Source organism: Rhodoferax sp. WC2427 (assembly GCF_040822085.1).
GTDB lineage: Bacteria > Pseudomonadota > Gammaproteobacteria > Burkholderiales > Burkholderiaceae_C > Rhodoferax_B.
In genome coordinates this window covers 1,896,131-1,919,013 of record NZ_CP162006.1, presented here as the reverse complement: position 1 = coordinate 1,919,013, position 22,883 = coordinate 1,896,131, and the positions used below count along the sequence as shown (strand labels likewise).

Sequence of the window (22,883 nt, the reverse complement as noted above, 5' to 3'; positions counted from 1 at the left end):
AGCGCCGCGCATGCATCCCCCGATGTCCTGTTGGCCCCCCATGGAAAGGCTGCATGAGGTCTATTTGGTACACCTTTGATCCGCGTATGCGCTCACACCACCACGTGGTGGTGGCACTGATGGGGGCTTTGCTGGTGTGCATCTGGGGCTTTATCGGGTTTTGGTCATGGTGGGAGCGGGCCAGCATGCACACCTCCCAAGGTTTGATACTGGAGCAGCTGACGGCCGCCGTGCAGGCCCAAACCAAAGGACTGTTCAAGCAGGCCGAGTCCACACTGATCGCCGCCAACCAGTGGATGGGCGACCACCCGAACGCCGACCCGGGCAAGGCGCCGGATTTCATTGCCCTGGTGGAGAAACTGCGCACCACCTCGGGCGGTCTGCTGGACGTGCGCATGGTCAGCCAGAGTGGCGAGCTGCGGCTGGTGCCCGACCTGGACCAAAGCCGCGGGATACAGGTGGCAGACAGAGACTACTTTCGTGCCCAGTTCGTGCCCGCCACCCGGGGCCTGTACATCGGCCAACCCATCCTGGGCCGGGTCACTAAAAAGTGGTTCATTCCCATTTCGGCCCCGGTGGAGCGGGCCAGCGGGACCATTGCCGTGCTGCTGGTCGTGATTGAGCTGGACCGCATTGCCGAGTCTTTTGACGCGGAGCGCATCCAGCCGGCAGGCACGATTGGCATCGTGCGAACGGACGGCACCATGCTGTTCCGCAGCCCCTTGGACCCTAAAACGATTGGCCAGTCGATTGCCAAAGGGGAAGCGTGGAAGCGCTACATGAACGTGCTCACCAAGGGCTCCTACGAGTCCAGTGTGAGCATTTTTGACCGGCTACCGCGCCTGGTGTCGTTCGCCCGGGTGGATGACTACCCCTTGGTGGTCTACGTCAGTGCCAGCAAGAGCGACATGCTCCAACCCTGGGTCTTCCATACGGCCATTTTGGGCGGCGTGGCGGCCCTGGTGTCGCTGTTAAGCCTGTTGGCGGGTGCGGCGTTGCTGCGCGCCATGAATACCTCGCAGGTGGCTTCGGCCATCGTCCAGTCGTCCGACGATGCCATCATCGGCAAATCGCTGGAGGGCACCATCACCAGCTGGAACCCGGGGGCCGAGCGCATCTTTGGCTACACGGCTCTGGAGATAGTGGGGCAGCCGATATTGCGCCTGCTCCCGCCCGACCGGGTGCATGAAGAAGACCTCATCCTGGAGAAAATCAAAAGCGGGCACGGTATCGAGCATTTTGAAACGGTGCGTGTCCGCAAGGACGGAAGTGCGATCCATGTGTCGGTCACCATCTCCCCCATCCGGGACGAATTTGGCCACCTGATTGGCGCCTCCAAGATCGCCCGCGACACCACCGAGCAAGAAAACACCAACCGCCAGCTCCAGCTCACCGCCAGCGTGTTCACCAACACCGCGGAGGGGATCTTGATCACCGACCGTGCGGGCACGATCCTGGAGGTCAACGATGCCTTCACCCGCATTACCGGCTACAGCCGGGAAGAGGTGATAGGCAACGACCCCCGCATGTTCCGATCCAGCCGGCAAGGGCCGGAGGTATTCAAGGCCATTCGCCAATCTTTGATCCGGCGCGGCGAATGGAAAGGTGAAATGTGGAGCCGGCGCAAGAGCGGTGAGGCCTATTCAGCCTGGCTGACGGTCAGCAAGGTCAAGGGCAGCACGGGACAGGTACGCAACTATGTCGCCCTGTTTTCCGACGTCACCGTGCTGAAGCTGCAGCAAGAAGAGCTGGAGCACGGCGCGCATTTTGATGCCCTGACCGACCTGCCCAACCGCCTTCTGCTGTCAGACCGGCTACAGCAGGCCATGAATATGTGCCAGCGACAAGGCAACTACCTGGCGGTGGTCTACCTGGACCTGGACGGGTTCAAGGCGGTCAACGACACGTTTGGCCACGAAATGGGCGACGCCCTGTTGGTGGCGGTATCCCGCCGCATGCATGCCGCACTGCGCGAAGTGGATACGCTGGCGCGTATGGGAGGCGACGAATTTGTGGCGGTATTGACCGGCATGCACAGCATCCAGGACTGCATCCAGATGGTCACGCGCATCCTGGGTGTGTGTGCGGAACCGGTGCGCATCCAGAACCAGGACCTGCGCGTCACCGCCAGTATCGGGGTGACCATGTACCCGCAAGACAACGCCGAAGCCGACCAGTTGATGCGCCACGCAGACCAGGCGATGTACGAAGCCAAGCAAGGCGGCAAAAACCGCTTCCACATGTTCGATTCAGCGCAGGACGCGGAATTCAAGAACCGCAGCCTGCAACAGGAACAGGTGGCCCAGGGTCTGCGCCAACAGGAGTTCGTGCTGTACTACCAGCCTAAGGTGAATATGCGTACCGGCGCCATCGTGGGCGCCGAAGCCCTGGTCCGGTGGCAGCATCCGCAACGGGGCCTGTTACCGCCGGGCGTATTCTTGCCCGCCATCGAGAAACACCCCTTGAGTGATGCCTTGGGCCTGTGGGTCCTGGAGGCAGCGCTCCAGCAAATGAGCGCCTGGCAACTGCAAGGCCTGAGCTTGCCCGTCAGCGTCAACGTGGCTGCCAGACAGTTGCAACACGCGGGCTTTCCGTCGCAGCTGGCAGACCTGCTCGCCCACTACCCGAGCGTGGATCCGAAGTGCCTGGAACTCGAAGTGCTGGAAACCAGCGCGCTGGAAGATATCAACTCCACAGCAAGCATCCTGCAGGCCTGCCACGGCCTGGGCGTACGCTTTGCGATGGACGACTTCGGCACCGGTTACTCGTCGCTGACCTACCTGCGGCACCTGCCGGTGGAGACCTTGAAGATCGACCAAAGCTTTGTCCGGGACATGCTCATCGACCAAAGCGATTTGTCCATCGTGGTCGGCGTGATCGGGCTGGCCGTAGCCTTTCAGAGGGACGTGATTGCCGAGGGCGTCGAAACCGTGGCCCATGGCGAGCGGCTGATGGAGCTGGGTTGCGTCTTGGCCCAAGGCTACCAAATCGCGCGGCCCATGCCCGCAAGCCTGGTGCCCACTTGGTGCGCGACCTGGAAACTGCCTGCCGCATGGGCGAGATTTACCGGCACAGCGTCTGCCGGGAAGCACTTGGTGTCCGCGCCCTATGAAGAATAAAAAAAGCCTCCGGCCCCGTATTCACGGGCGCTGGAAGCTCTTATTGGTATAGCAATCAAGCCCCTGTCGGCAGGGGCTTTGCGGGCGATTAACCCAGCTGTATCGCCGTCGGGTCGGCCGTCAGGTAGCCCACGGCCGCGCCGAAGCGGTCGTTGTAGTTGGCGCGCACCAGCGGGTCCAGGGTGGCCTGCACCTTGCCGTGCAGGGCGGGAATCCAGTCGCCGGCGTGCTGGAAGTTGCTCATGATGTAGGTCCAGCCGTTGATCTCGTCCACCGCGTGCAGGCCGGTGGATTCCGCGCCCGACGGGGTGGACAGCACGCGGCTCAAGGCCTTGGTGTCGACGTTGTAGGCCCAGAGGTAGTTGTTGACGTGCAGGCCGGTGTCTTCGCCGATGAACAGGGTGCGCAGCTTTTCCGAGAACTTCAGGTTGTCGGGGTTGGCAATCTTGTCGATATGGGCCAGGTTGCCCATGGCATCGGCGGCAATGTCTTCCCCGGCCAGCAGGGTCTTGGTGGCCACTGGCACCCAGTCGCTGCGGATGGCTTCGCCCAGAATGTCTTTTTGGCCGCCCACCAGCTTGTGCTCGATCACCGCACCGGCCACCAGGGCCTTGGGCAAGGCGATGCCGCTGCCTGCCGTCCAGCCCTTGCCGCCCTTGACCATGGATTCCTGGATGTAGGACAACGCGGAGTAGGCCACCTTGTCCTTGATGTTGACGGTGGTGCCCTCCATTTTGGTGAAGGCCATGGTGCCACCCACCAGACCGGCGTAGCGGTGGGTTTCCAGGAAGGCCGCGGCTTTTTCCATGCCAGGTTTCACCTTGATCCAGTTGGGCACGCCGCTCAGGAACACCTGGGTGAAGCTGGCGTCTTGGGGGTCTTCCTTGCGCACGTCCATGATGTCGGCAGGCTTCAAGGTGTTGGCCATCTGCTCGATCTCGGCACTGGTGGCGTGGCCCAGTTTCACCCAGTACACGCCCACTGCCGGTGCGGTGGGGTTCACCGAAAAGCCGGTGTCCAGGCTGGCCACGTACAGGGTGCCCGAGGACAGGTCTTTTTCGCGGTCGGCCACAAACATGAACAGGCCGCCGTTGGTGAAGTCGTCGCCCATCAGCGCGGTGCGGTTGTCGGGCATGACCTGGATCAGCTCGTGCGAGATGCGGCCCAGGCAGTAGTGCTTCTTGATGGAGCCGGTGCCGTCGGGGTTCACCGTCACTTCGGGCAGGTGGCCGTAGTGGTAGGGGTTGGCCTTGTTTTCATCGCCGAACACGTTCTTGCTGAAGGCCTTGAAGTGCTTGACCTCGCCGATGAAGGGCGCGTTGGGTTCGTACTCTTCGCTGGACAAGTGCGTGTTCCAGGGCGACAGGCTGGCACCGCAGGTGATCCACAGGCCGTGGGCGCTGGAGGTGTCCACGTTGTGGTACTTGACCAGGCTGAGCTGGCCGGTTTTTGGGTTCTGGTCGAGCGTGAGCACGGCGATGGGCGACGGCAGCGTGCCGTAGGCATCGGCCCCCTTCTGGTCGCGGGTGGTGTACTCGAACTGGACCACGGCGAAGACGGTGTTGCCCTGCACGCCCGGCACATTGGCATGGGCCAGGGTGAGCAGCGAGCTGCCGTCCGGGCAGTCCGAGAAGAAGTGGCGCTCCTTGCCGGGCACCGAGCGGTCCAGGATGGGCTGGTTGCGGATGTCAAAGTAGCCACCGGCCAGCACCTTGCCGCCCTTGCCGTCCGGCACCATGTCGCCGGTATTGAAAAACGGCTGGTAGGCCAGCTTGTAGCTGCGGGTGCTGTGGTCGGCATAAGCCACATTCAGGGTGGAGCCCACGGCCACGGTGGCCATGGCGGCCGGGTTGGCCAGGGTGGGCGCAGCCATGCCGGTGAACGTGGCCGACACAAAACCAGCGCTGGACGGCGCGGTAGTGGCGCAGCCGGACAAGAGCGAAGTGGTGGCAAACGCGCCCAGCGGCAGCATGGGCGCGGTGGCCAAAAATTTCAGGGCGCTGCGGCGCGAGGCAAAGGATGCGTCAGACATGGCGGGGTTTCCGGTAGATGGAGCGATGCAAAAGGCCTTGCCGCACTGTGCGCAAGGCTTCAGCCCGCCATCTTAGGAAAAGCATGTGTCCGTTTTTTGACAGACATGCCCACGTCACGCTGCCCCAATGCATTTAAAAGAAATCGCCCTCTCACGCTTATTCCATCAGCGCAAGCAGCTATTTATTCAATAGCAAACAAGGCCGAGAGGTCAGACCGGGAACAAGGCCATTTCGCCCAGCATCTGCTCGGCTTTGTCGAAGTCGAAGACTGCCAGCGCGGCGCACACGCGCTGGGCCGCCGCGGCCTGCGGCCCGCCCTGCAGCAACGCGGCCAGGTCGGTGGCCGCCTGGGCGGCGGCGGCATCGCTGTCCAGAATGTAGGCCCGCAGGCGCAGCGCCAGGGTCCGCAGCGTGGCGGCATCGGGTGGCACGGGGCGGGCGCGGGCGGTGTCGCCCAGCTGCAGCAGGCCAGGCTGTACCACCGCGATGGCATGCAACAGGTCGGCCAGCAAGGCCCCCAGCCGGGATGCAGGCGACACGTCGGCACAGGCGGCTTCCAGCGCAGCGGCAGCCCGCTCCACCGCATGCGCCCCGACGTTGCCCGCGGTGCCGCGCAGGGTATGGGCACAGCGGGTGGCGCTGGTGGGGTCGGGGTCGCTGCGGGCCTGCGCAAACTGGTCGGCAAACTGGCCCAGGCTGACCACGAAGCGCTGGAGCAGCTTGCGGTACAGGGCGGTATCCTGCGAGCAGCGCGCCAGGCCGCGCCCGGTATCGATGCCCGGTAACCAGGGCAAATCGTGCGGTCCGGCAGGACGGTCTGCGGGCAGTGCCGGATGGCCCGGCACCGGTACCGCCGGACTGACCCAGCGGGCGATGGTGGCAAACATGGCCTCCACGTTCAGCGGCTTGGCGATGTAGTCGTTCATGCCCACGGCAATCACCTTGTCGCGCTCGTCCACCATGGCGTTGGCCGTCATGGCGATGATGGGCAGCTGGGCCCAGGCGGGGTTGCGGCGGATGTGCGCCGCGGCGGTGTAGCCGTCCATCACCGGCATCTGGCAATCCATCAGCACGCCGTCGAAGGCCAAGTTCTGGGCGCTGTCGCGGTACAGAATATCCAGGGCCTCCTGGCCGTGCTGCGCCAACGCCACCCGGATGCCCGCGCGGGTCAACAGATGGGTGGCCAGCTCCTGGTTCAGCGCGTTGTCTTCCACCAGCAGCAGGCGTGCGCCCCGCAGCTTTTGCCGGGTGTCGCTGTGCTGGGCGCGCCGGTCCGGCACCGGGGTGCGCCAAAGCGACGGCAGCCGCAGCGCCTGGCCCACAGCATCCAGCAGATGGGCCCGGGTGACCGGCTTGTGCACCACCGCACGCAAGGGCACCTGCCGCTGGGTGGCCAGGCCGAGGATTTCGCCGTGCCCGTAGGCGGTGACCAGCACCACCGGTGGCGCGGCGCCCAGGTGCTGGCGTTGCAGCTCCAGGGTGCAGTCCAGACCATCCATCAAGGGCATTTTCCAGTCCATCAGTACCAGGTCGAAGGGACGGCCCTGGGCCAGCCTCTGGGCCACCTGGCGCAGGGCATCGGGGCCATCGGCGGCCAGCGCCGTCTCCATGCCCAGGCTGGCCACCAGCCGCTGCAGGATCTCGCGCGCTACCGCGGTGTCGTCCACCAGCAGCACCCGCAAGCCGTGCAGCGCGGGCATGTTCGATGGGGTTGGCCAGGCCGGGCCGCTGGCCTGCTGGATGCCCAGGTAGACATGGAAATGGAAGGTGGAGCCCTTCCCGGCCTCGCTCTCCACCCAGATGCGCCCGCCCATGTGCTCGACCAGGCTTTTGGAGATGGCCAGCCCCAGCCCGGTGCCGCCGTACCGGCGTGTGATGGAGCTGTCGGCCTGGCTGAACGACTGGAACAGCCGCGCGCATTCGGCCTCGGTCATGCCAATGCCGGTGTCCTGCATCCAGAAATGCAAGCCGGGCCGACCGTCGGGCGCGTCGGCGAGGGCGCGCACGCCCAGCAGGATATGGCCGGATTCGGTGAACTTGACGGCGTTGTTGCCCAGGTTGGTGAGGATCTGGCCCAGCCGCAGCGGGTCGCCCACGCGGGCGGTGGGCAGGTCGGGCGGCAGGTCGAAATGCAGCTCCAGGCCCTTGTCGGTGGCTTTTTGCCCGACTAGGTTGGCCAGGTTGTCCAGCACCTCTTCGAGCTGGAAATCGAGCACTTCGATGCCCAGTTTGCCCGCCTCGATCTTGGAGAAGTCCAGGATGTCGTTGAGGATGCCAAGCAGGTTCTCGGCCGCCCGGTGCACCTTGGTGATGTAGTTGCGGGCATCGGGTGCCAGATCCAGCAGCAGGGCCAGGTGCGACATGCCGATGATGGCGTTCATGGGGGTGCGGATTTCGTGGCTCATATTGGCCAGAAAGTCGCTTTTGGCCCGGGTGGCTTCCTCGGCCAGGTCTTTGGCCTGGGCCAGCTCGGAGGTGCGCTCCTCGACGCGCTGCTCCAATAGCTGGTTGAGCGCGCTGTAGCGCTGGTCGGCCAGGTGCAGTTGCTGGATGTGGTGGTAGGCCCGCAACGAGGCCATGGTGGCGGTGTAGAGCTTGTCTGCGGTGACGTTGGTTTTGTTGATGTAGTCGTTGATGTCGAAGTCGCGGATCACCCGCCGCTCGGGGGCCTGGCCAGGCTGGCCGGTGCGCAGGATCAGCCGCACGGCGGTGTTGCCCAGGGTGTGGCGGATGTGGTTGACCAGGTCCAGCCCGGCGGTGTCGGTTTCCATCACCACATCGATGAAGACCAGCGCCCAGTCGCTGTGCAGGGCCAACTGTTCTCGCGCCTCGAACGCGCTGCTGGCGCTGGTGAATTCCACCGCCCGGCCCAGGTACTCGCAGTCGCGCAGGGTTAGGCGGGTGATGACGTGCACCTCGGGCTCGTCGTCTACCAGCAGGACGCGCCAGGGTGCGCCACGGGCCTGGGCGGGCGGACTGCCGCCAGCAGATTTCTTAAACATGCGCCCTTGTCTGCACCATGCCGCTACGGGCTCATGCGCTGGCCGGTTGTTTGGGCAGGTGGCAGGTAAAGGCGGCTCCCTGCCCCAGGGCCGTCTGCAAGTGGATCTGCCCACCCAGCTTTTGCGATACCAGGTTGTAGACCACGTGCATGCCCAGACCGCTGCCACCGCCCTGGCGGTTGGTAGTGAAGAACGGGTCGAACACCTTGCGGGCCACCTCGTCGGACATGCCGCGGCCGTTGTCGCGGTAGTCCAGCACCCATTCGCCGGGCGTTTCGGCCAGGGCGATGTGGATCCGGGCATCGGTTTGCCCCGGGGTGAAACCATGCACCAGCGAATTGCTGATCAGGTTGGACAGCACCTGCGACCAGGCACCGGGGTAGCTGGTCACCACCAGGTCGGCCTGGCAGTCCACCGCCGTGGCCACCCCCGCCTGGCGCAGCGCCTGCTTGTGGGTCAGCAGCAAGTCCTGGATATAGGCCAGCGGCTGGAAGTTGCGCATTTCGTCGTGCGTCTGGTCCACCGCCACCAGCTTGAAGCTCTTGACCAGGGCCGCGGCCTTCTCCAGGCTGATGAAGATCGAGTGCGACAGCTGCTTGGAATCGGCCAGAAACTGCTCAAAATCCGGCTCCTCCAGCTGCCCGGCGCGGAACTTGGTCTCCAGCTGCTCGACCATGTGTTTGAAGTGCGAGGAGCCGGTCAGCCCCAGGCCCACCGGGGTGTTGATCTCGTGGGCGATGCCCGCCACCAGCCCGCCCAGCGCCGCCATCTTCTCAGCCTGCGCCAGGTCATGCTGGGCCGCCTGCAGCCGCAGTTCGGTGGCCTGCCGCTCTTTGACCTCCTGGGCCAGCAGCAGGTTGGCCTGCACCAGGTCTTGGTTGTGCCGGATCACCGAAAAATCGGCCTCGATGCTCTTTTTGAGCTCCCACATGAGCTCCATGTACTTCTCGGGGTAGTGGCGGGTTTTGCTGTCGAGCACGCAGATGGTGCCAAACATCTCGTCAGGGCGCCACTCCAGCGGCACCCCGAGGTAGGAGATCATGTTCAGCGCGACATCGGGGTTGTGCTCCCACTGTGGGTCGTCCAGCGCATTGGGCACGTGCAGCAGGTCGCGCGTGGCCATCACGGTTTCGCAGTACAGGCCGGTGTCGAGCGCGGCTTTTTCGGCGTGTTCGTAGGGGTTGCCGTCCGAGGTGCTGGACAGCAGCACCTCGATCTGCTCGGGCAGCACCCGCATCATCAGACCCGCAGGCACGTCAAAAATGCGGGCCATGACATTGATGGTGTCTTGCCACTTCTGGAGGAATTCGGGCGGGATCTGGTCGCTTTGAAGAGACATTGCATTTCTCCGTGGTACTGACAGCCATTGCGCAACGCCCCCTAACCGCCCAAAGTACCTAGGGGCGCAACGCCGATGTGGCTCATTATTGGCATGCTGCAATGGAGCAAATTGAAACATAACGTTATATGGCGTACCTGCCCACGTCAAGCACATCGCCACAGGCGGCACCGACCCAGCGGTGATAATTACGGGGTTTGCCCCCTCACCCGTCCTTTTCAACATTAGCCAGGCCACCCATGACCGCCAAACCCACGTCAATCCGCCAAGCCGATCTGATCGAATCCATCGCCGCCGCCCTGCAGTACATCAGCTACTACCACCCCACCGACTACATCGCCCACCTGGCCCGCGCCTATGACCGCGAGCAGAGTGCGGCAGCCAAGGACGCGATTGCGCAAATTTTGACCAACAGCAAGATGAGCGCCACCGGCCAGCGCCCCATCTGCCAGGACACCGGCATCGTCAACGTGTTCCTGAAAGTGGGCATGGACGTGCGCTGGGAAGGCTTTACCGGCAGCCTGGACGACGCCATCAACGAAGGCGTGCGCCAGGGCTACGCCCACCCCGACAACACCTTGCGGGCCAGCATCGTGGCCGACCCCCAGTTCGACCGCAAGAACACCAAGGACAACACCCCCGCCGTCATCGTCACCGAGATCGTGCCCGGCAACACCGTGGACATCACCGTGGCCGCCAAGGGCGGCGGCAGCGAAAACAAGAGCAAGATGGTCATGCTCAACCCCGGCGACTCGGTGGTCGACTGGGTGCTCAAGACCGTGCCCACCATGGGTGCAGGCTGGTGCCCGCCCGGCATGCTGGGCATCGGCATCGGTGGCACAGCCGAAAAAGCCGTGCTGATGGCCAAGCAAAGCCTGATGGACGACCTGGACATGTACGAGTTGCAGGCTAAATCGTCGGCTGGCGGCGCATTGACCAAGACCGAGGCCCTGCGCTTGGAGCTGTTCGAGAAAGTCAACGCCCTGGGCATCGGCGCACAAGGCCTGGGCGGCCTGACCACCGTGCTGGACATCAAGATCAAGATGTACCCCACCCATGCCGCCAGCAAGCCCGTGGCCATGATCCCCAACTGCGCCGCCACCCGCCACGCCCACTTTGTGATGGACGGCAGCGGCCCGGTCTACCTGGACCCACCGAGCCTGGACCTGTGGCCCAACGTCAACTGGACGCCCGACTACAACAAGAGCAAAAAGGTCGACCTCAACACCCTGACCAAGGCCGAAGTCGCCAGCTGGAAACCCGGCGACACCCTGCTGCTCAACGGCAAAATGCTCACCGGCCGCGACGCCGCCCACAAGCGCATCCAGGAGATGCTGGCCAAGGGCGAGAAGCTGCCGGTGGACTTCACCAACCGCGTCATCTACTACGTCGGCCCGGTCGACCCGGTGCGTGACGAAGCCGTAGGCCCCGCTGGCCCCACCACCGCCACCCGCATGGACGGCTTCACCGAAATGATGCTGGCCGAGACGGGCCTGATCTCGATGATCGGCAAGTCCGAGCGCGGGCCTGTCGCCATCGAAGCCATCAAAAAGCACAAGAGCGCCTACCTGATGGCCGTGGGCGGTGCCGCCTACCTGGTCAGCAAGGCCATCAAAACCGCCAAGGTGGTGGGTTTTGCCGACCTCGGCATGGAAGCCATCTACGAATTCGACGTGGTGGACATGCCCGTGACGGTGGCCGTGGACGCGGGCGGCACCAGCGCCCACATCACCGGCCCGGCGGAATGGCAGAAACGCATTGCCACGGGCGAATTCAAAAATATCGGAGTTGTGGCGGCTTGAAGGACACCGAGCGACGCGCCGGACCGCCCCAAGCAAGCGAGCACCCCCTCGGGGGGCAGCGCAGTACACGCAGTGACCAGCGTGGGGGCACCAATGCCATCGGGGTTTTTGACAGCGGCATAGGGGGTCTCAGCGTCTTGCAGGCGCTGCAGGCCGCCCTGCCGCTGGAGCATTTCGTCTACCTGGATGACAGCGCCCATGCGCCTTACGGCGAGCGCGACGATGGGCACGTCATCGAGCGCTCCCGCGCCATCACCGCCTACCTGCGCCAAACCCACGGCATCAAGGCACTGGTGATCGCCTGCAACACCGCCACCATGGCGGCGGTGGCACAGCTCAGGGCCGAGCATCCCGACCTGCCCATCGTGGGGGTGGAGCCGGGGCTGAAACCGGCAGCCGCCGCCAGCCACACCAAGCGCGTGGGCGTGATCGGCACGCGCGGCACCGTCACCAGCGCCAAGTTCAACGCTTTGCGCACCAGTTTGCAAGACCAGGCCGACTTCATTGTGCAGCCCTGCGACGGCCTGGCCGATGCCATCAGCCGCAGCGTGGAAAACGGGGACGATTCAAAAGTCATAGCACTCTGCGCCCAATACATAAGCGCCATGGGCACTTTTGGCTCAGATCCGGGTGAAATCGATACGCTGGTTTTGGGCTGCACCCACTACGTCTTTGCGCAGCCGCACCTGGCGGCGCTGGTCGGCCCGCAGGTGCGCATCTTGTCCACCGGCGAACCGGTGGCGCGGCGCACCCGGCATCTGCTGGAAACCGCGGGCACACTGGCCACCCAAGGCCCAGGCCGGGTACAACTGGTCACCACCGGTGAACCTGCCGTGCTCCAGGCAGCGGCACGCCGGTGGCTGGGATTTGCCACCGACGATGCGGTGCGCTGGGCGGCTTAAACCGGGAACTACAGGGCCGTCCGGTCCCGCAGCACGCCACGGAACCGTCGCATCAATGCAGGTGGCGCGGGCGGCGGCCACCACCGCCGTGCCCACCGGCTCCGCCCGAGCCACCAGGGCCGCGGGGCGGCTTGCCCAGCTCCAGTGAATTCACCAGGGCATCGAAACGCTGGGTGAACAACTGGTCGATCTCGCGCACGATGCCGTTGAGTTCAGACGCGTCGAAGTGGCGCTCCATCATGTTGATGACATCCTGCACCAGCAGATCGCGCTGCACCTGCATGATGGCGGCAGGCGTGGGGCCGACGAACAGCATAAGGAAGTCGTCGCGCGAATCGTCGGTGGCTTCTTCGTCTTCTTCGTCAAAGTCGGTGTCGTAGAAGGTGATCTCGATGGACGCACCGCGCTCGGCCAGCTCGTTCAGGCTCATGCACATCTCGTCCAGCGCCTGCTTGAAGTCTTCGTCGCCCGGTACTGTCCAGCACATTTGCAGCATGTGCTCAGGCGCGTCAAACTGGATGCCCGGCTCTTCCTCGTAGGCGCTGGCTGCGGCATCGGCCAGGGACTTGGCCCCGGCGTACTTCCACAGCGGCTTGAGCGCGTCCTGGACTTGGTGGAACGTCACGTCGGTGCGCAAAGGCACTTGGCCGTGCACATGGATTTCAAAGGGGGCGTTGTAACGGGGCATAGGGAGATATTAGGCGCTTTTAAAGGGGATGAAAACCAGCGCGAGGAGCAGGGGCACAAAACCTTTGGAATCGGCCAAAGGATCAGCGCCGTCGTCTGTGGTGGATTTGAAGCCTGGAGATTTTACGTGCGTGGACTCAGTGCGCCAGCGCAGCCACCATGGCATTGGCCGCCTGTACCGCCTCCTCGCGCGAGGGCCAGCTTTTGCCGCTGTCGCCCAGGGGCGGCAGGCCTTCCACGTGGACCACCTCGATGGACCACGGCCCATCGGCAAAGTAGCTCAGCTTGGCCATGTAGTGGTGGCCATTGGCTACGCCGGGCACGTATTCTTCGAGGGATTGGGGTTTGTCGTGTTCCATGGGATTTTGGGCAAATCCAGCATTATCGCCACGCGAAAATGCAAATCTGGTGGCTCGGACCGGAATCGAACCGGTACGACTTGCGTCGGCAGATTTTAAGTCTGCTGTGGCTACCAATTACACCACCGAGCCTGCTGCATCCACCTCGGGGCCGGAACCAGAGGATGTACCTCCAATTTTGTCTCGCCATGGCTGAAAAGCAGCAGCATTGTAACCCGCAGGGAAAGGGGTTTTAGCTCTGCAGGCCCGCTGCCGAGCGCCTTAAAACGCAAAAACAAACGGGCATAAAAAAAGGAAGCCTAAGCTTCCTTTTTTGCCAAATTTGGAGCGGGAGAAGAGTCTCGAACTCTCGACCTCAACCTTGGCAAGGTTGCGCTCTACCAACTGAGCTACTCCCGCGTTTCAAGCCTTGCATTCTAGCATGGCTTTTGGTGCGAAATCCGGATTTCGCCGAATTTCGAATTCTGGAGGCGCGACCCGGAGTCGAACCGGGCTAGCCGGATTTGCAATCCGGTACATAACCGCTTTGTTATCGCGCCGCACTCACTGCACTCATCATAAAAAAGGGAAGCCTGAAGCTTCCCTTTTTACCAATTTGGAGCGGGAGAAGAGTCTCGAACTCTCGACCTCAACCTTGGCAAGGTTGCGCTCTACCAACTGAGCTACTCCCGCATTTTCAGCCTTGAATCATAACATGACTTTCGGCTAATTTTGACTTGAACCAGGGTTCTTGTCGCTTGCCGCTATGCAGTTTAAGTGCACTGCAGCAAGCCTCAAATTATAGCCCACTTTTTGAGCCTTTCCACGCCCTGCTCCAATCGGTGCAAATCTTTGGAGGCAAAGCACCAGCGCAGCCAGCCCTGGGCCTCGGGGGCAAAGGCGTTACCGGGGGCCAGGCCCAGGCCCGCTTCGGCCACCAGGCGCTTGGCGGTAACCAGGGAGTCCGGGTGGCCTGCCAGCTGAAAGAATGCGTACATGCCGCCCTGCGCGGGGGCCACGCGCACACCGGGCACGGCTTGCAGCAGCGGCACCAGGGTGTCGCGGCAGGTTTTCAGGTGCGCCACCACGCGCGGCGTGATCTGGTCGGTGCCCTGCAAGGCGGCGATACCGGCGCGTTGCACGAACACGCTAGCGCACGAGGTGTTGAATTCGATCAGCTTGCCCATGTGCGGCGTGGCGCTGGCGGGCATCACCAGCCAACCCAGCCGCCAGCCGGTCATCAAAAAGCTCTTGGAAAAGCTGTGCACCACCACCAGCCGGTCTTCAGGCGCCGCCACATCCAGGAAGCTGGGCGCGCAACTGTTGGCACTGGGCGCGTAGTACAGGCGCTCGTAGACCTCATCGGCCAGGATCCAGGTGCCGGTGCGGCGGCAGTGGTCGAGGATGGTTTGCTGCTCGGCGCGGGTCAGCGTCCAGCCGGTAGGGTTGTTGGGGGCGTTGAGCACCAGCAGTTTGGTGGCGGGCGTGACGGCGGCCAGCAACTGGGCCATGTCCAGCGCCCAGGCCCCGTCGGCCTGCGGTTGTAGCGCCACACAGCGCAGCCGTGCGCCCAAGATGGCGGGCTGGGCGGTGAGGTTGGGCCACACCGGGGTGACCGCCACCACTTCGTCGCCCGCGTCCACCAGCATCTGGATGGCCAGCATCAGCGCATTGACACCGCCGGAGGTGATGGCAATGCGGTCGGCGGCGATGGGGCCGTGCAAGCCGCCCATGTAGTGGGCCACCGCCAGGCGCAACTCGGGCAGGCCCAGGTTGTGGGAGTAAAAGGTTTCGCCCTGTTGCAGCGAATCAATGGCGGCCTGGCGGATGAAGTCGGGGGTGACTTCGTCGCTTTCGCCGAACCAGAAGGCCAGCACATCGCTGCGCCCCATGCCGGCGTTGGCGACTTCACGGATTTTGGATTCTTCGAGGTTAAGGATGGCTTGGCGCATAGACGAATGGGGACTGTAGAGGCATGATTATGCGGGTCTGCCCTCGCCCATTCTGGAGCTGCACACCATGTCCTTTCACACCCTGCCCTGCTGCCTCATCGCGCTGGTTCTGGCCTACAGCGGCCCCAGCCAGGCCAAAACCAAAAAGACCCGAGGCGGCTCCCAGGTGCGTCTGCTCAAAGACTCGTCGGAAAGCACCGGCGAGCGTGACCGCCGTCTGCTGCGCGAATGCAGGGGCCGGCCCAACGCCGGGGCCTGTGCGGGCTACACCCGTTAGCCGGGCCGTTGCATCTTGCAGGTGGTGGGCATCTCGGCCTGCGCGGCGCTGGTTTGCTTGATGACCCGAAAGCCGTAGCCCGAGCCTTCCACGTCGAACTTCACACCCGGCGTGCCCTGGCGGTCCATGCTGCCCACGGCCAGGGGCTGCTGGAACTGGTGGTCGGCCGCGCGCATGCTGCCGGTTTGGCCATACAAACTGACGTTTGCGCCCTCCAGACTGGCGGCAACAGCTATCAAATCCATAGTACCGGCTTTTTCAATGGCCTGCGCCAGCGCTTCCACCATGAGCTGCATGCGCATGTGCAGGTAGTCGTCGGCGGGCTTCGGAAAGCGCTGGCGAAAGGCCTGCACAAAAGCCTGGCTCTGCGCCGTGGGCGTGTTCGGCAGCCAGTCGGCCACGGCAATGACCTTGCCCACACCCGCGTCGCCCAGTGCCGCCGGAGCCCCCAGCGCATTGCCGTAGAAGGTATAGAACTTGCCCTCGAAACCCACTTCGCGGGCGGCCTTGACCAGCAAGGTCAGGTCGTTGCCGAAGTTGCCGGTGATGACGGCCTGCGCGCCGCTGGCCTTGATCTTGGTGGCGTAGGGAATGAAGTCCTTGACCCGGCCCAGCGGGTGCAGCTCGTCGCCCACCACGCGCACGTCGGGGCGCTGCAGGGCCAGCTGGCGCTTGGCCTCACGGGCCACGGCCTGGCCGAAGCTGTAGTCCTGGCCGAGGATGTAGACGCTCTTGACCGCCGCATCGTCCTTGAACACCGCCATCAGCGCGGCCATGCGCATGCCGGCATGCGCGTCGAAACGGAAGTGCCAGAAGCTGCATTTCTCGTTGGTGAGTGTGGGGTCGACCGCCGCGTAGTTCAGCAGCAGCACACGCTTGGCGGGCTCGCGGTCGTTGTGCTTGGTGATGGCATCAATCAGCACCGCGGCGGTGGCCGAGGAGTTGCCTTGCAGGATGTACTGCGCGCCGTCGTCAATGGCTGCGCGCAGGGCCGACAGGGCCTCTTCGTTCTGGCCCTTGCTGTCATAGCGCTCCAGCGCCAGCTGGTGTTTGCCGTCGGGCAGCGGCACGCCGCCGCGTGCATTGACGCGCTCCACGGCCCAAATCAGGTTGCGGAAAACCGCCTCGCCGGTATTGCCAAACGGGCCGCTCAGGCCCTCGACCAGGGCCAGCTTGATGGGCGCGGGGGCTGCCTGGGCCGAGAGAAAAACCAGGCCACATAGCGCCACAGCGCATGATTTCAAGAGCCCACGTCGAAACTTAAACATCTAAAAACTTCCTTGAAATAGGGGGCGGCGCACGCAGATGTAACCCAAGCGGCAATCAATGTGAGCGCCGCGTAATGTAAACGGAGTCACCATGTTTATCGCAGCTACCCATCCCGCTTTTGTCCGCCACAACAACCTGCGTGCACTGCACCGCTCGCTCGACGAAGCCCAGCAAAAAAACTACCGCATCACCCAGGACGAGCATGCCTACAGCCTGCAGTTTGACGTGCCCGGTATTGCCAAGGAGCAGCTGTCCATCGGCATCGAAGGCAGCGTGGTGCGCATCGAAAGCCAGCCCGACGCACCGCGCACCTACAAGGCCGCCTACGAGTTACCGCAAGACATCGACGTGTCGGCCAGCGATGCCCGGCTGGAAAACGGTGTGCTGACCTTGAAGCTGGCCAAGAAAGCGCCGGTCAGCAACGTGTCGAATCTGACTATCAACTAACTAAAGGGAATCCAAAGGCCAACGCGGCTTCACGTCAAAAGCGTAAGTCCGCGTGGGTGCCTGCAGTCCCGACTGCAGCCGCATGGCACCGGCCATGGCGATCATCGCGCCGTTGTCGGTGCACAGGTGCAGCTCGGGGTAGTGCACCCGGATACCGGCCTTGGCGCAGACGGCATTGAGCTGGCTGCGCAAGGATTTGTTGGCCCCCACGCCGCCCGCCACCACCAGCCTGCGCAGGCCGGTGCGTTGCAGGGCGGTCATAGACTTCTTCAACAGCACTTCGACGATCGCCGCCTGCGTGCTGGCCGCCAGGTCGGCTTTGCGCGCTTCCAGGTCGTCGCCCAGTTTCCGGGCCTGCGTCATCACCGCCGTTTTCAAACCGGCAAACGAAAAATCCAGATTCCCGCTGTGCAGCAAGGGCCGTGGCAGCTTGAAAGCCGCCGGGTCGCCTTGTTCGGCCAGGCGCGACAGGGCCGGGCCGCCGGGATAGCCCAGGCCCATGAGCTTGGCGGACTTGTCGAAGGCCTCGCCCGCTGCGTCGTCTATGGTTTCGCCCAGCATTTCGTAACGGCCCACGCCGTCCACCCGCATCAGCTGGGTGTGGCCACCCGACACCAGCAGCGCCACGAACGGAAACTCCGGCGGGTCCACACTCAGGAACGGCGACAGCAAATGCCCCTCCAGGTGGTGCACGCCCAGCACCGGCTTGCCCAGAGCCGCCCCCAACGCGCAGGCCACGCCCGCACCCACCAGTAGCGCACCGGCCAAACCGGGGCCCCGGGTGTAGGCCACCACGTCCACGTCTTGCAAAGTGTGAGCGGCCTCGTCCAGCACCTGGCGCGTGAGCGGCAGCACGCGGCGGATGTGGTCGCGGCTGGCCAGCTCAGGCACCACGCCGCCATAGGCCTGGTGCATCTCGATCTGGCTGTGCAGCGCATGCGCCAGCAGCACGGGCAGAGCCGCACCTTCTCCTTCGCCCTCGGCACGCACCAGCGCAATCCCGGTTTCGTCACACGATGATTCAATACCTAATACCAACACAAGCATTTCCTAATCAGTCAATCCACGAGTGTAGGCCCGCACCGTGTTGGCGCGAATCTTGCAAGTTTTTGGCAATGAATGAAGCCCTGCGCATCGTAGTGATTGCCCCTGACCTGGACGTGTTGGACCCCCAGGACGCCACCGGCCTGCTGCAGGCCGAACGCTCGCGCGCGCTGCGTATCGGCCTGCTGGAAAACGGCTACAACCTGATCGCCAGCCTGCCCGCCGACGTCTACCTGACCGAGCGGCTGGCGCAGTTGCAGCCCGACATGGTGATCGTGGATGCCGAAAGCGAAGCCCGTGACGCGCTGGAGCACGTGGTGATGGCCACCCGCACCGCACGCCGCCCCATCGTCATGTTTACCAACGACGACGACACCACGCACGTGAAGGACGCGGTGGCCGCGGGCGTCTCGGCCTACATCGTGGCCGGGCTGTCGGCCGCGCGCATCCGCCCCATTCTGGACGTGGCCATGGCCCGCTTCGAGCACGAGCAGGCGCTGCGCCAGGAGCTGGCCGACACCCGCCAGGAGCTGGACGGCCACAAGACCGAGCTGCTCAACCGCAAGGTGATCGACCGCGCCAAGGGCCTGCTGATGCAGCGCCAGGGCCTGACCGAGCAAGAGGCCTACGAGCGCCTGCGCAAAGCCGCCATGGACAAGAGCCTGAAACTGGTGGATGTGGCCCAGCGCATCCTCGACGTGGCCGACCTGCTGGGCTGAATGTGCCCTCCATCTTGATGGCGCACACAAACGGTGCACAATTTTGTTCCCAATGCGGTTTTAAAATAAAATAGCAGGCTTGTGCCCTGTCTGATTGCACAAGCAGCTATTTATTCCATAGCAAGAATGCAGCACCCAAGGTGGAGATGCCCATTCTTGCCCTCCCCCTCCTGTCCCACACTGCCCTTGCCGCCCTCCTCCGTGGAAACCGCTCTCACTCCCGCTGCCCGCTCCCACCATTCCAGCCCGCTGCTGGCGCGGTCGATGAACCTGCACAAGGTGCTCGACACCCTGGTCAACAACCTGGAAGGCATGGCCTACCGCTGCCTGCCCGACGTGCACTGGACCATGCGCTTCGTCAGCCAGGGCTGCTACAAGCTCACCGGCTACCACGCGCTGGAGCTGATCGACAACCAGACCGTGTCGTGGGAGCGCGTCACCCACCCGAACGACCGCATCCGGGTGCGGGGCGAAATACTGGCCGCCGCCGCCGCCGAGCAGCGCTTCACCGTGCACTACGCCATCCAGACCCGCAGCGGTGCCATCCGCCGCGTCAAGGAGCAAGGTGTGATGGTGATCGACGAGGGCGAGCAGCAGGTGCTGGAGGGCTTTATCGAAGACGTGACCGAGGGCTTTGTGACCCTGGAGGCACTGGCCCATGCCGAAGCCCGGTACCGGCAAATCTTTGAGCATGCGCGCGACGGCATCTTCCAGACCTCGCAAGAAGGCCGCTACCTGTCGGCCAACCCGGCGCTGGCCCGGCTCTATGGCTACCCTACCGCCGAGGAATTGATCACCGACCTGTCCGACATCGACCGCCGCCTGTACGTGCAGCCGCAGCGGCGCGAGCGCTTCCAGAAGCTGATGGCGGCGCACGGCGAGGTGCGCAACTTCGAGTCCGAGGTCTACCGGCGCGACGGCAGCACCATCTGGATCTCGGAAAACGCCCACAGCGTGCGCGATGCCCAGGGCGGCTTCATCTGCTTTGAAGGCACGGTGCAAGACATCACCGAGCGCCGCAGCCAGCGCGAACAGCTGGAGCGCCAGGCCAACTACGACAGCCTGACCGGCCTGGCCAACCGCAACCTGCTGCGCGACCGCATCGGCCCGGCCATTGCCCACGCCGAGCGCATGGGCCACTTTCTGGCCGTGGTGTTCATCGACCTGGACCACTTCAAGCTGATCAACGACAGCCTGGGCCACGACGCGGGCGACCAGCTGCTGGTCGAAATTGCCCAGCGCATGCGCAACTGCGTGCGCGCCACCGACACCGTGTCGCGCCACAGCGGCGACGAGTTTGTGCTGCTGCTCAACGAGCACTTTCGCGCCCACAGTGTTATCTCGCACCTGCAGCGCGTGCTCAAAGAGATCAACCAGCCGGTCATTCTGCTGGGGCGCGAGTTCCAGGTGGGTGCCAGCATGGGCGTGGCGCTGTACCCGCAAGACGGCGAGGACGCGCAGAGCCTGCTCAAGCACGCGGATGTGGCCATGTACGCCGCCAAGGAGCGGGGCCGCAACAACTTCCAGTTCTTCACCCCCGAGCTGAACAAGGTGGCCGACGAGCGGCTGGCACTGGCCACGGCCATGCGCGCCGGGCTGGAGCACAGCGAATTCACCGTGGCCTACCAACCCAAGGTCGACCAGCACCGGCGCATCGTCGGCGTGGAGGCCCTGGCCCGCTGGCACAGCGTGCAAATCGGCACCGTGGGGCCTGACCGCTTCATCCCGATTGCCGAAGACACCGGCCTGATTGGCGAGCTGACCGAGCGCATCCTGCGCCAGGCCTTTGCCGATGCCGCACTGTGGCACGGACCACAAGGCGCGCACCTGGTGATTGCCGTCAACCTGTCGGCCCGGCTGTTTCTGGCCGACGACCTGGTGCTGCGCGTGGCCGCCCTGGTGCGCGACAGCGGACTGCCGCCCGAGCGGGTCGAGCTGGAGATCACCGAAGGCGTGTTCCTGGACGACAGCGCGCGCGCCATCAGCGTGCTCAATGCCTTCAAGGCGCAGGGCTTTCGGGTGGCGATGGACGACTTTGGCACCGGCTATTCCAGCCTGTCGTACCTGCGGCACCTGCCGCTGGACACGGTGAAGATCGACCGCTCCCTGGTCACCGACATCGAGTCCGACGACGACGTGGCCATGATCGCCCGCGCCATGGTCGGCCTGTGCCAGAACCTGCGCAAAACCGTGGTCGCCGAGGGCGTGGAAAACCAGGCCCAGTTCGACCTGCTGCGCAGCCAGGGCTGTGACGAATTCCAGGGCTACCTGCTGGCCAAGCCGATGGACAACGCCGCCTTTTGCCAGCTGCTGGCGCAAGACGGTGGCTTCATCCGCGCACCGGCCGCGCCCAAGCCCAGCCGCTGAAATGGTGCACCGCACAAGAACAGTGCGAAACCTCTGCTTACAAGCCAAATAGGCCGCCAGCGCTTATTCCATCAGCGTGAGAAGCTATCAACAACATAGCAATTGAATGCCCATCACCCCTGGCACGGTGCTTGCATAACTAAACCAAGACCACCGATGGTCCCATGGCAGCGAGCACCCAATGGCGGGTGCGAAGCGCCACGTATTCGGACAAAGGCGTCCCCACCCGTTAGAGGCTGCAACCTGCAGCGCGCTGCGCGGTGAGGACGCCTTTTTTCGTTCTGGAACCAACTTAGTTTCAATTTTGGGAGCCGCTAGATGACCGACCTTTTGAAGACCAAACTCAGCCGCCGCTCGGTGCTGCAAACCGCCGCCGTGGGTGCCGTGGGTGTCAGCCCCGCCCTGCGCGCCCTGGTATACGCCGCCGGGTCCGACAAACCGGAGAAAGAAGAAGTCAAGATCGGCTTCATCCCCCTGACCGACTGTGCCAGCGTGGTGATGGCCTCGGTGCTGGGCATCGACAAGAAATACGGCGTGAAGATCATCCCCAGCAAGGAATCCAGCTGGGCCAGCGTGCGCGACAAGCTGGTCAACGGCGAGCTCGACTTTGCCCACGCCCTGTACGGCCTGGTCTACGGCGTGCACCTGGGTGAAAGCGGCCCCAAGAAAGACATGGCCGTGCTGATGACCCTGAACAACAACGGCCAGGCCATCACCCTGTCCAAAAAACTGGCCGACAAGGGCGCGGTCGATGGCCCCGGCCTGGCCAAGCTGATGGCTGCCGAAAAGCGCGAATACACCTTTGCCCAGACCTTCCCCACCGGCACCCACGCCATGTGGCTGTACTACTGGATGGCCGCCAACGGCATCAACCCGCTGTCTGACGCCAAGGTCATCACCGTGCCGCCACCGCAAATGGTGGCCAACATGCGCGTGGGCAACATGGACGGCTACTGCGTGGGCGAGCCCTGGAACCACCGCGCCATCATCGACGGCATCGGTATCACCGCCGCCACCACGCAAGACATCTGGAAGGACCACCCCGAAAAGGTGCTGGGCACCACCGCCGAGTTCGTCAAGAAGAACCCCAACACCGCCCGCGCCGTCACCGCCGCCATCCTGGAAGCCAGCCGCTGGATCGATGCCGGCCTGGCCAACAAGAACAAGATGGCCGAGACCATCGCCGACAAGAGCTACGTGAACACCAGCGTGGACGCCATCAACCAGCGCATTCTGGGCCGCTACCAGAACGGCCTCGGCAAGACCTGGGACGACCCGAACTACATGAAGTTCTACAACGAAGGCGCGGTCAACTTCCCCTACCTCAGCGACGGCATGTGGTTCCTGACCCAGCACAAGCGCTGGGGCTTGCTCAAGGACCACCCCGACTACCTGGCCGTGGCCAAACAGATCAACCAGATCGACATCTACAAGCAGGCCGCCGCCGCCAGCAACACGCCGGTGCCCAAGAGCGACATGCGCAGCAGCAAGCTGATGGACGGTGTGGTGTGGGACGGCAAGGACCCTAAAAAGTACGCTGACAGCTTCAAGGTCCACGCCTGAGGCCACGTTGAATCAGCCCTCTC

Annotated in this window: 16 protein-coding genes and 4 tRNA genes; 8 read left to right on the top strand and 12 right to left on the bottom strand. The window is 63.9% G+C overall.

The window, feature by feature from the left end:
- Nucleotides 1-86 precede the first annotated feature (86 nt).
- Nucleotides 87-3,119: an EAL domain-containing protein gene (locus tag AB3G31_RS09060; RefSeq protein WP_367849854.1), complete on the top strand. Its 3,033-nt coding sequence runs from the start codon at nt 87-89 to the stop codon at nt 3,117-3,119.
- 88 nt (nt 3,120-3,207) lie between these two features.
- On the opposite strand, the gene AB3G31_RS09055 is transcribed toward AB3G31_RS09060, so the two are convergent.
- From AB3G31_RS09055 to AB3G31_RS09045, 3 genes are all read right to left on the bottom strand, one after another.
- Entirely contained in the window at nt 3,208-5,151 is a 1,944-nt protein-coding gene (locus AB3G31_RS09055) for a PhoX family phosphatase (RefSeq protein WP_367849853.1), read from the bottom strand.
- Nucleotides 5,152-5,361: 210 nt separating this feature from the next.
- A complete protein-coding gene (locus AB3G31_RS09050; protein WP_367849852.1) occupies nt 5,362-8,154 on the bottom strand; it encodes a response regulator in 2,793 nt (930 codons plus the stop codon).
- A gap of 31 nt (nt 8,155-8,185) precedes the next feature.
- Nucleotides 8,186-9,493 carry an ATP-binding protein gene (locus AB3G31_RS09045; RefSeq protein WP_367849851.1) on the bottom strand — a complete coding sequence of 436 codons (1,308 nt, stop codon included), beginning with the start codon at nt 9,491-9,493 and terminating at the stop codon, nt 8,186-8,188.
- 239 nt (nt 9,494-9,732) lie between these two features.
- Between AB3G31_RS09045 and AB3G31_RS09040 the strand changes: the two genes are divergently transcribed.
- A complete protein-coding gene (locus AB3G31_RS09040; protein ID WP_367849850.1) occupies nt 9,733-11,295 on the top strand; it encodes a fumarate hydratase in 1,563 nt (520 codons plus the stop codon).
- A 137-nt stretch (nt 11,296-11,432) separates the two neighbouring features.
- Nucleotides 11,433-12,197, top strand: coding sequence for a glutamate racemase (locus AB3G31_RS09035; RefSeq protein WP_367849849.1), 765 nt, complete (start codon nt 11,433-11,435; stop codon nt 12,195-12,197).
- 52 nt (nt 12,198-12,249) lie between these two features.
- On the opposite strand, the gene AB3G31_RS09030 is transcribed toward AB3G31_RS09035, so the two are convergent.
- The 7 genes from AB3G31_RS09030 to AB3G31_RS09000 all read right to left on the bottom strand — a co-directional run bounded on the left by AB3G31_RS09030 (nt 12,250) and on the right by AB3G31_RS09000 (nt 15,174).
- The gene (locus tag AB3G31_RS09030) at nt 12,250-12,885 is read right to left on the bottom strand and encodes a DUF6806 family protein (protein WP_367849848.1); all 636 of its coding nucleotides are present in this window, start codon (nt 12,883-12,885) and stop codon (nt 12,250-12,252) included.
- 136 nt (nt 12,886-13,021) lie between these two features.
- Nucleotides 13,022-13,243 (bottom strand): hypothetical protein, encoded by a 222-nt coding sequence (locus AB3G31_RS09025; protein ID WP_367849847.1) that lies wholly within the window; start codon nt 13,241-13,243, stop codon nt 13,022-13,024.
- 47 nt (nt 13,244-13,290) lie between these two features.
- Nucleotides 13,291-13,375, bottom strand: a tRNA-Leu gene (locus tag AB3G31_RS09020).
- Nucleotides 13,376-13,566: 191 nt separating this feature from the next.
- Nucleotides 13,567-13,642, bottom strand: a tRNA-Gly gene (locus AB3G31_RS09015).
- Nucleotides 13,643-13,708: 66 nt separating this feature from the next.
- Nucleotides 13,709-13,782: transfer RNA gene (locus tag AB3G31_RS09010), tRNA-Cys, on the bottom strand.
- Between the two features lie 57 nt (nt 13,783-13,839).
- Nucleotides 13,840-13,915: transfer RNA gene (locus AB3G31_RS09005), tRNA-Gly, on the bottom strand.
- 101 nt (nt 13,916-14,016) lie between these two features.
- Complete coding sequence (locus AB3G31_RS09000; protein ID WP_367849846.1) at nt 14,017-15,174, bottom strand: pyridoxal phosphate-dependent aminotransferase; 1,158 nt, start codon at nt 15,172-15,174, stop codon at nt 14,017-14,019.
- 67 nt (nt 15,175-15,241) lie between these two features.
- On the opposite strand from AB3G31_RS09000, the gene AB3G31_RS08995 reads away from it, so the two are divergent.
- Entirely contained in the window at nt 15,242-15,451 is a 210-nt protein-coding gene (locus tag AB3G31_RS08995; protein ID WP_367849845.1) for a hypothetical protein, read from the top strand.
- Here the strand turns inward: AB3G31_RS08995 and AB3G31_RS08990 are convergent.
- Entirely contained in the window at nt 15,448-16,719 is a 1,272-nt protein-coding gene (locus AB3G31_RS08990) for a branched-chain amino acid ABC transporter substrate-binding protein (protein WP_367849844.1), read from the bottom strand. The genes AB3G31_RS08995 and AB3G31_RS08990 overlap by 4 nt on opposite strands.
- A 91-nt stretch (nt 16,720-16,810) precedes the next feature.
- Between AB3G31_RS08990 and AB3G31_RS08985 the strand changes: the two genes are divergently transcribed.
- Nucleotides 16,811-17,167 (top strand): Hsp20/alpha crystallin family protein, encoded by a 357-nt coding sequence (locus AB3G31_RS08985; RefSeq protein ID WP_315187860.1) that lies wholly within the window; start codon nt 16,811-16,813, stop codon nt 17,165-17,167.
- On the opposite strand, the gene tsaD is transcribed toward AB3G31_RS08985, so the two are convergent.
- Nucleotides 17,168-18,214 (bottom strand): tRNA (adenosine(37)-N6)-threonylcarbamoyltransferase complex transferase subunit TsaD, encoded by a 1,047-nt coding sequence (gene tsaD, locus AB3G31_RS08980; protein WP_367849843.1) that lies wholly within the window; start codon nt 18,212-18,214, stop codon nt 17,168-17,170.
- A gap of 68 nt (nt 18,215-18,282) precedes the next feature.
- On the opposite strand from tsaD, the gene AB3G31_RS08975 reads away from it, so the two are divergent.
- The 3 genes from AB3G31_RS08975 (at nt 18,283) to AB3G31_RS08965 (ending at nt 22,860) form a co-directional block, all read left to right on the top strand.
- On the top strand, nt 18,283-18,930 hold the full coding sequence (locus tag AB3G31_RS08975; protein WP_367849842.1) for an ANTAR domain-containing response regulator: 648 nt from the start codon (nt 18,283-18,285) through the stop codon (nt 18,928-18,930).
- 201 nt (nt 18,931-19,131) lie between these two features.
- Complete coding sequence (locus AB3G31_RS08970; protein ID WP_367849841.1) at nt 19,132-21,297, top strand: putative bifunctional diguanylate cyclase/phosphodiesterase; 2,166 nt, start codon at nt 19,132-19,134, stop codon at nt 21,295-21,297.
- A gap of 318 nt (nt 21,298-21,615) precedes the next feature.
- Nucleotides 21,616-22,860, top strand: coding sequence for a CmpA/NrtA family ABC transporter substrate-binding protein (locus AB3G31_RS08965; protein ID WP_367849840.1), 1,245 nt, complete (start codon nt 21,616-21,618; stop codon nt 22,858-22,860).
- The last annotated feature ends 23 nt before the right edge of the window (nt 22,861-22,883 follow it).

Excerpts from the sequence above, each read along its gene's own strand:
- AB3G31_RS09060 (WP_367849854.1), top strand. The coding sequence starts at position 87 with ATGCGCTCACACCACCACGTGGTGGTGGCACTGATGGGGGCTTTGCTG.
- AB3G31_RS09055 (WP_367849853.1), bottom strand. The coding sequence starts at position 5,151 with ATGTCTGACGCATCCTTTGCCTCGCGCCGCAGCGCCCTGAAATTTTTG.
- AB3G31_RS09050 (WP_367849852.1), bottom strand. The coding sequence starts at position 8,154 with ATGTTTAAGAAATCTGCTGGCGGCAGTCCGCCCGCCCAGGCCCGTGGC.
- AB3G31_RS09045 (WP_367849851.1), bottom strand. The coding sequence starts at position 9,493 with ATGTCTCTTCAAAGCGACCAGATCCCGCCCGAATTCCTCCAGAAGTGG.
- AB3G31_RS09040 (WP_367849850.1), top strand. The coding sequence starts at position 9,733 with ATGACCGCCAAACCCACGTCAATCCGCCAAGCCGATCTGATCGAATCC.
- AB3G31_RS09030 (WP_367849848.1), bottom strand. The coding sequence starts at position 12,885 with ATGCCCCGTTACAACGCCCCCTTTGAAATCCATGTGCACGGCCAAGTG.
- AB3G31_RS09025 (WP_367849847.1), bottom strand. The coding sequence starts at position 13,243 with ATGGAACACGACAAACCCCAATCCCTCGAAGAATACGTGCCCGGCGTA.
- AB3G31_RS09000 (WP_367849846.1), bottom strand. The coding sequence starts at position 15,174 with ATGCGCCAAGCCATCCTTAACCTCGAAGAATCCAAAATCCGTGAAGTC.
- AB3G31_RS08995 (WP_367849845.1), top strand. The coding sequence starts at position 15,242 with ATGTCCTTTCACACCCTGCCCTGCTGCCTCATCGCGCTGGTTCTGGCC.
- AB3G31_RS08990 (WP_367849844.1), bottom strand. The coding sequence starts at position 16,719 with ATGTTTAAGTTTCGACGTGGGCTCTTGAAATCATGCGCTGTGGCGCTA.
- AB3G31_RS08985 (WP_315187860.1), top strand. The coding sequence starts at position 16,811 with ATGTTTATCGCAGCTACCCATCCCGCTTTTGTCCGCCACAACAACCTG.
- tsaD (WP_367849843.1), bottom strand. The coding sequence starts at position 18,214 with ATGCTTGTGTTGGTATTAGGTATTGAATCATCGTGTGACGAAACCGGG.
- AB3G31_RS08975 (WP_367849842.1), top strand. The coding sequence starts at position 18,283 with ATGAATGAAGCCCTGCGCATCGTAGTGATTGCCCCTGACCTGGACGTG.
- AB3G31_RS08965 (WP_367849840.1), top strand. The coding sequence starts at position 21,616 with ATGACCGACCTTTTGAAGACCAAACTCAGCCGCCGCTCGGTGCTGCAA.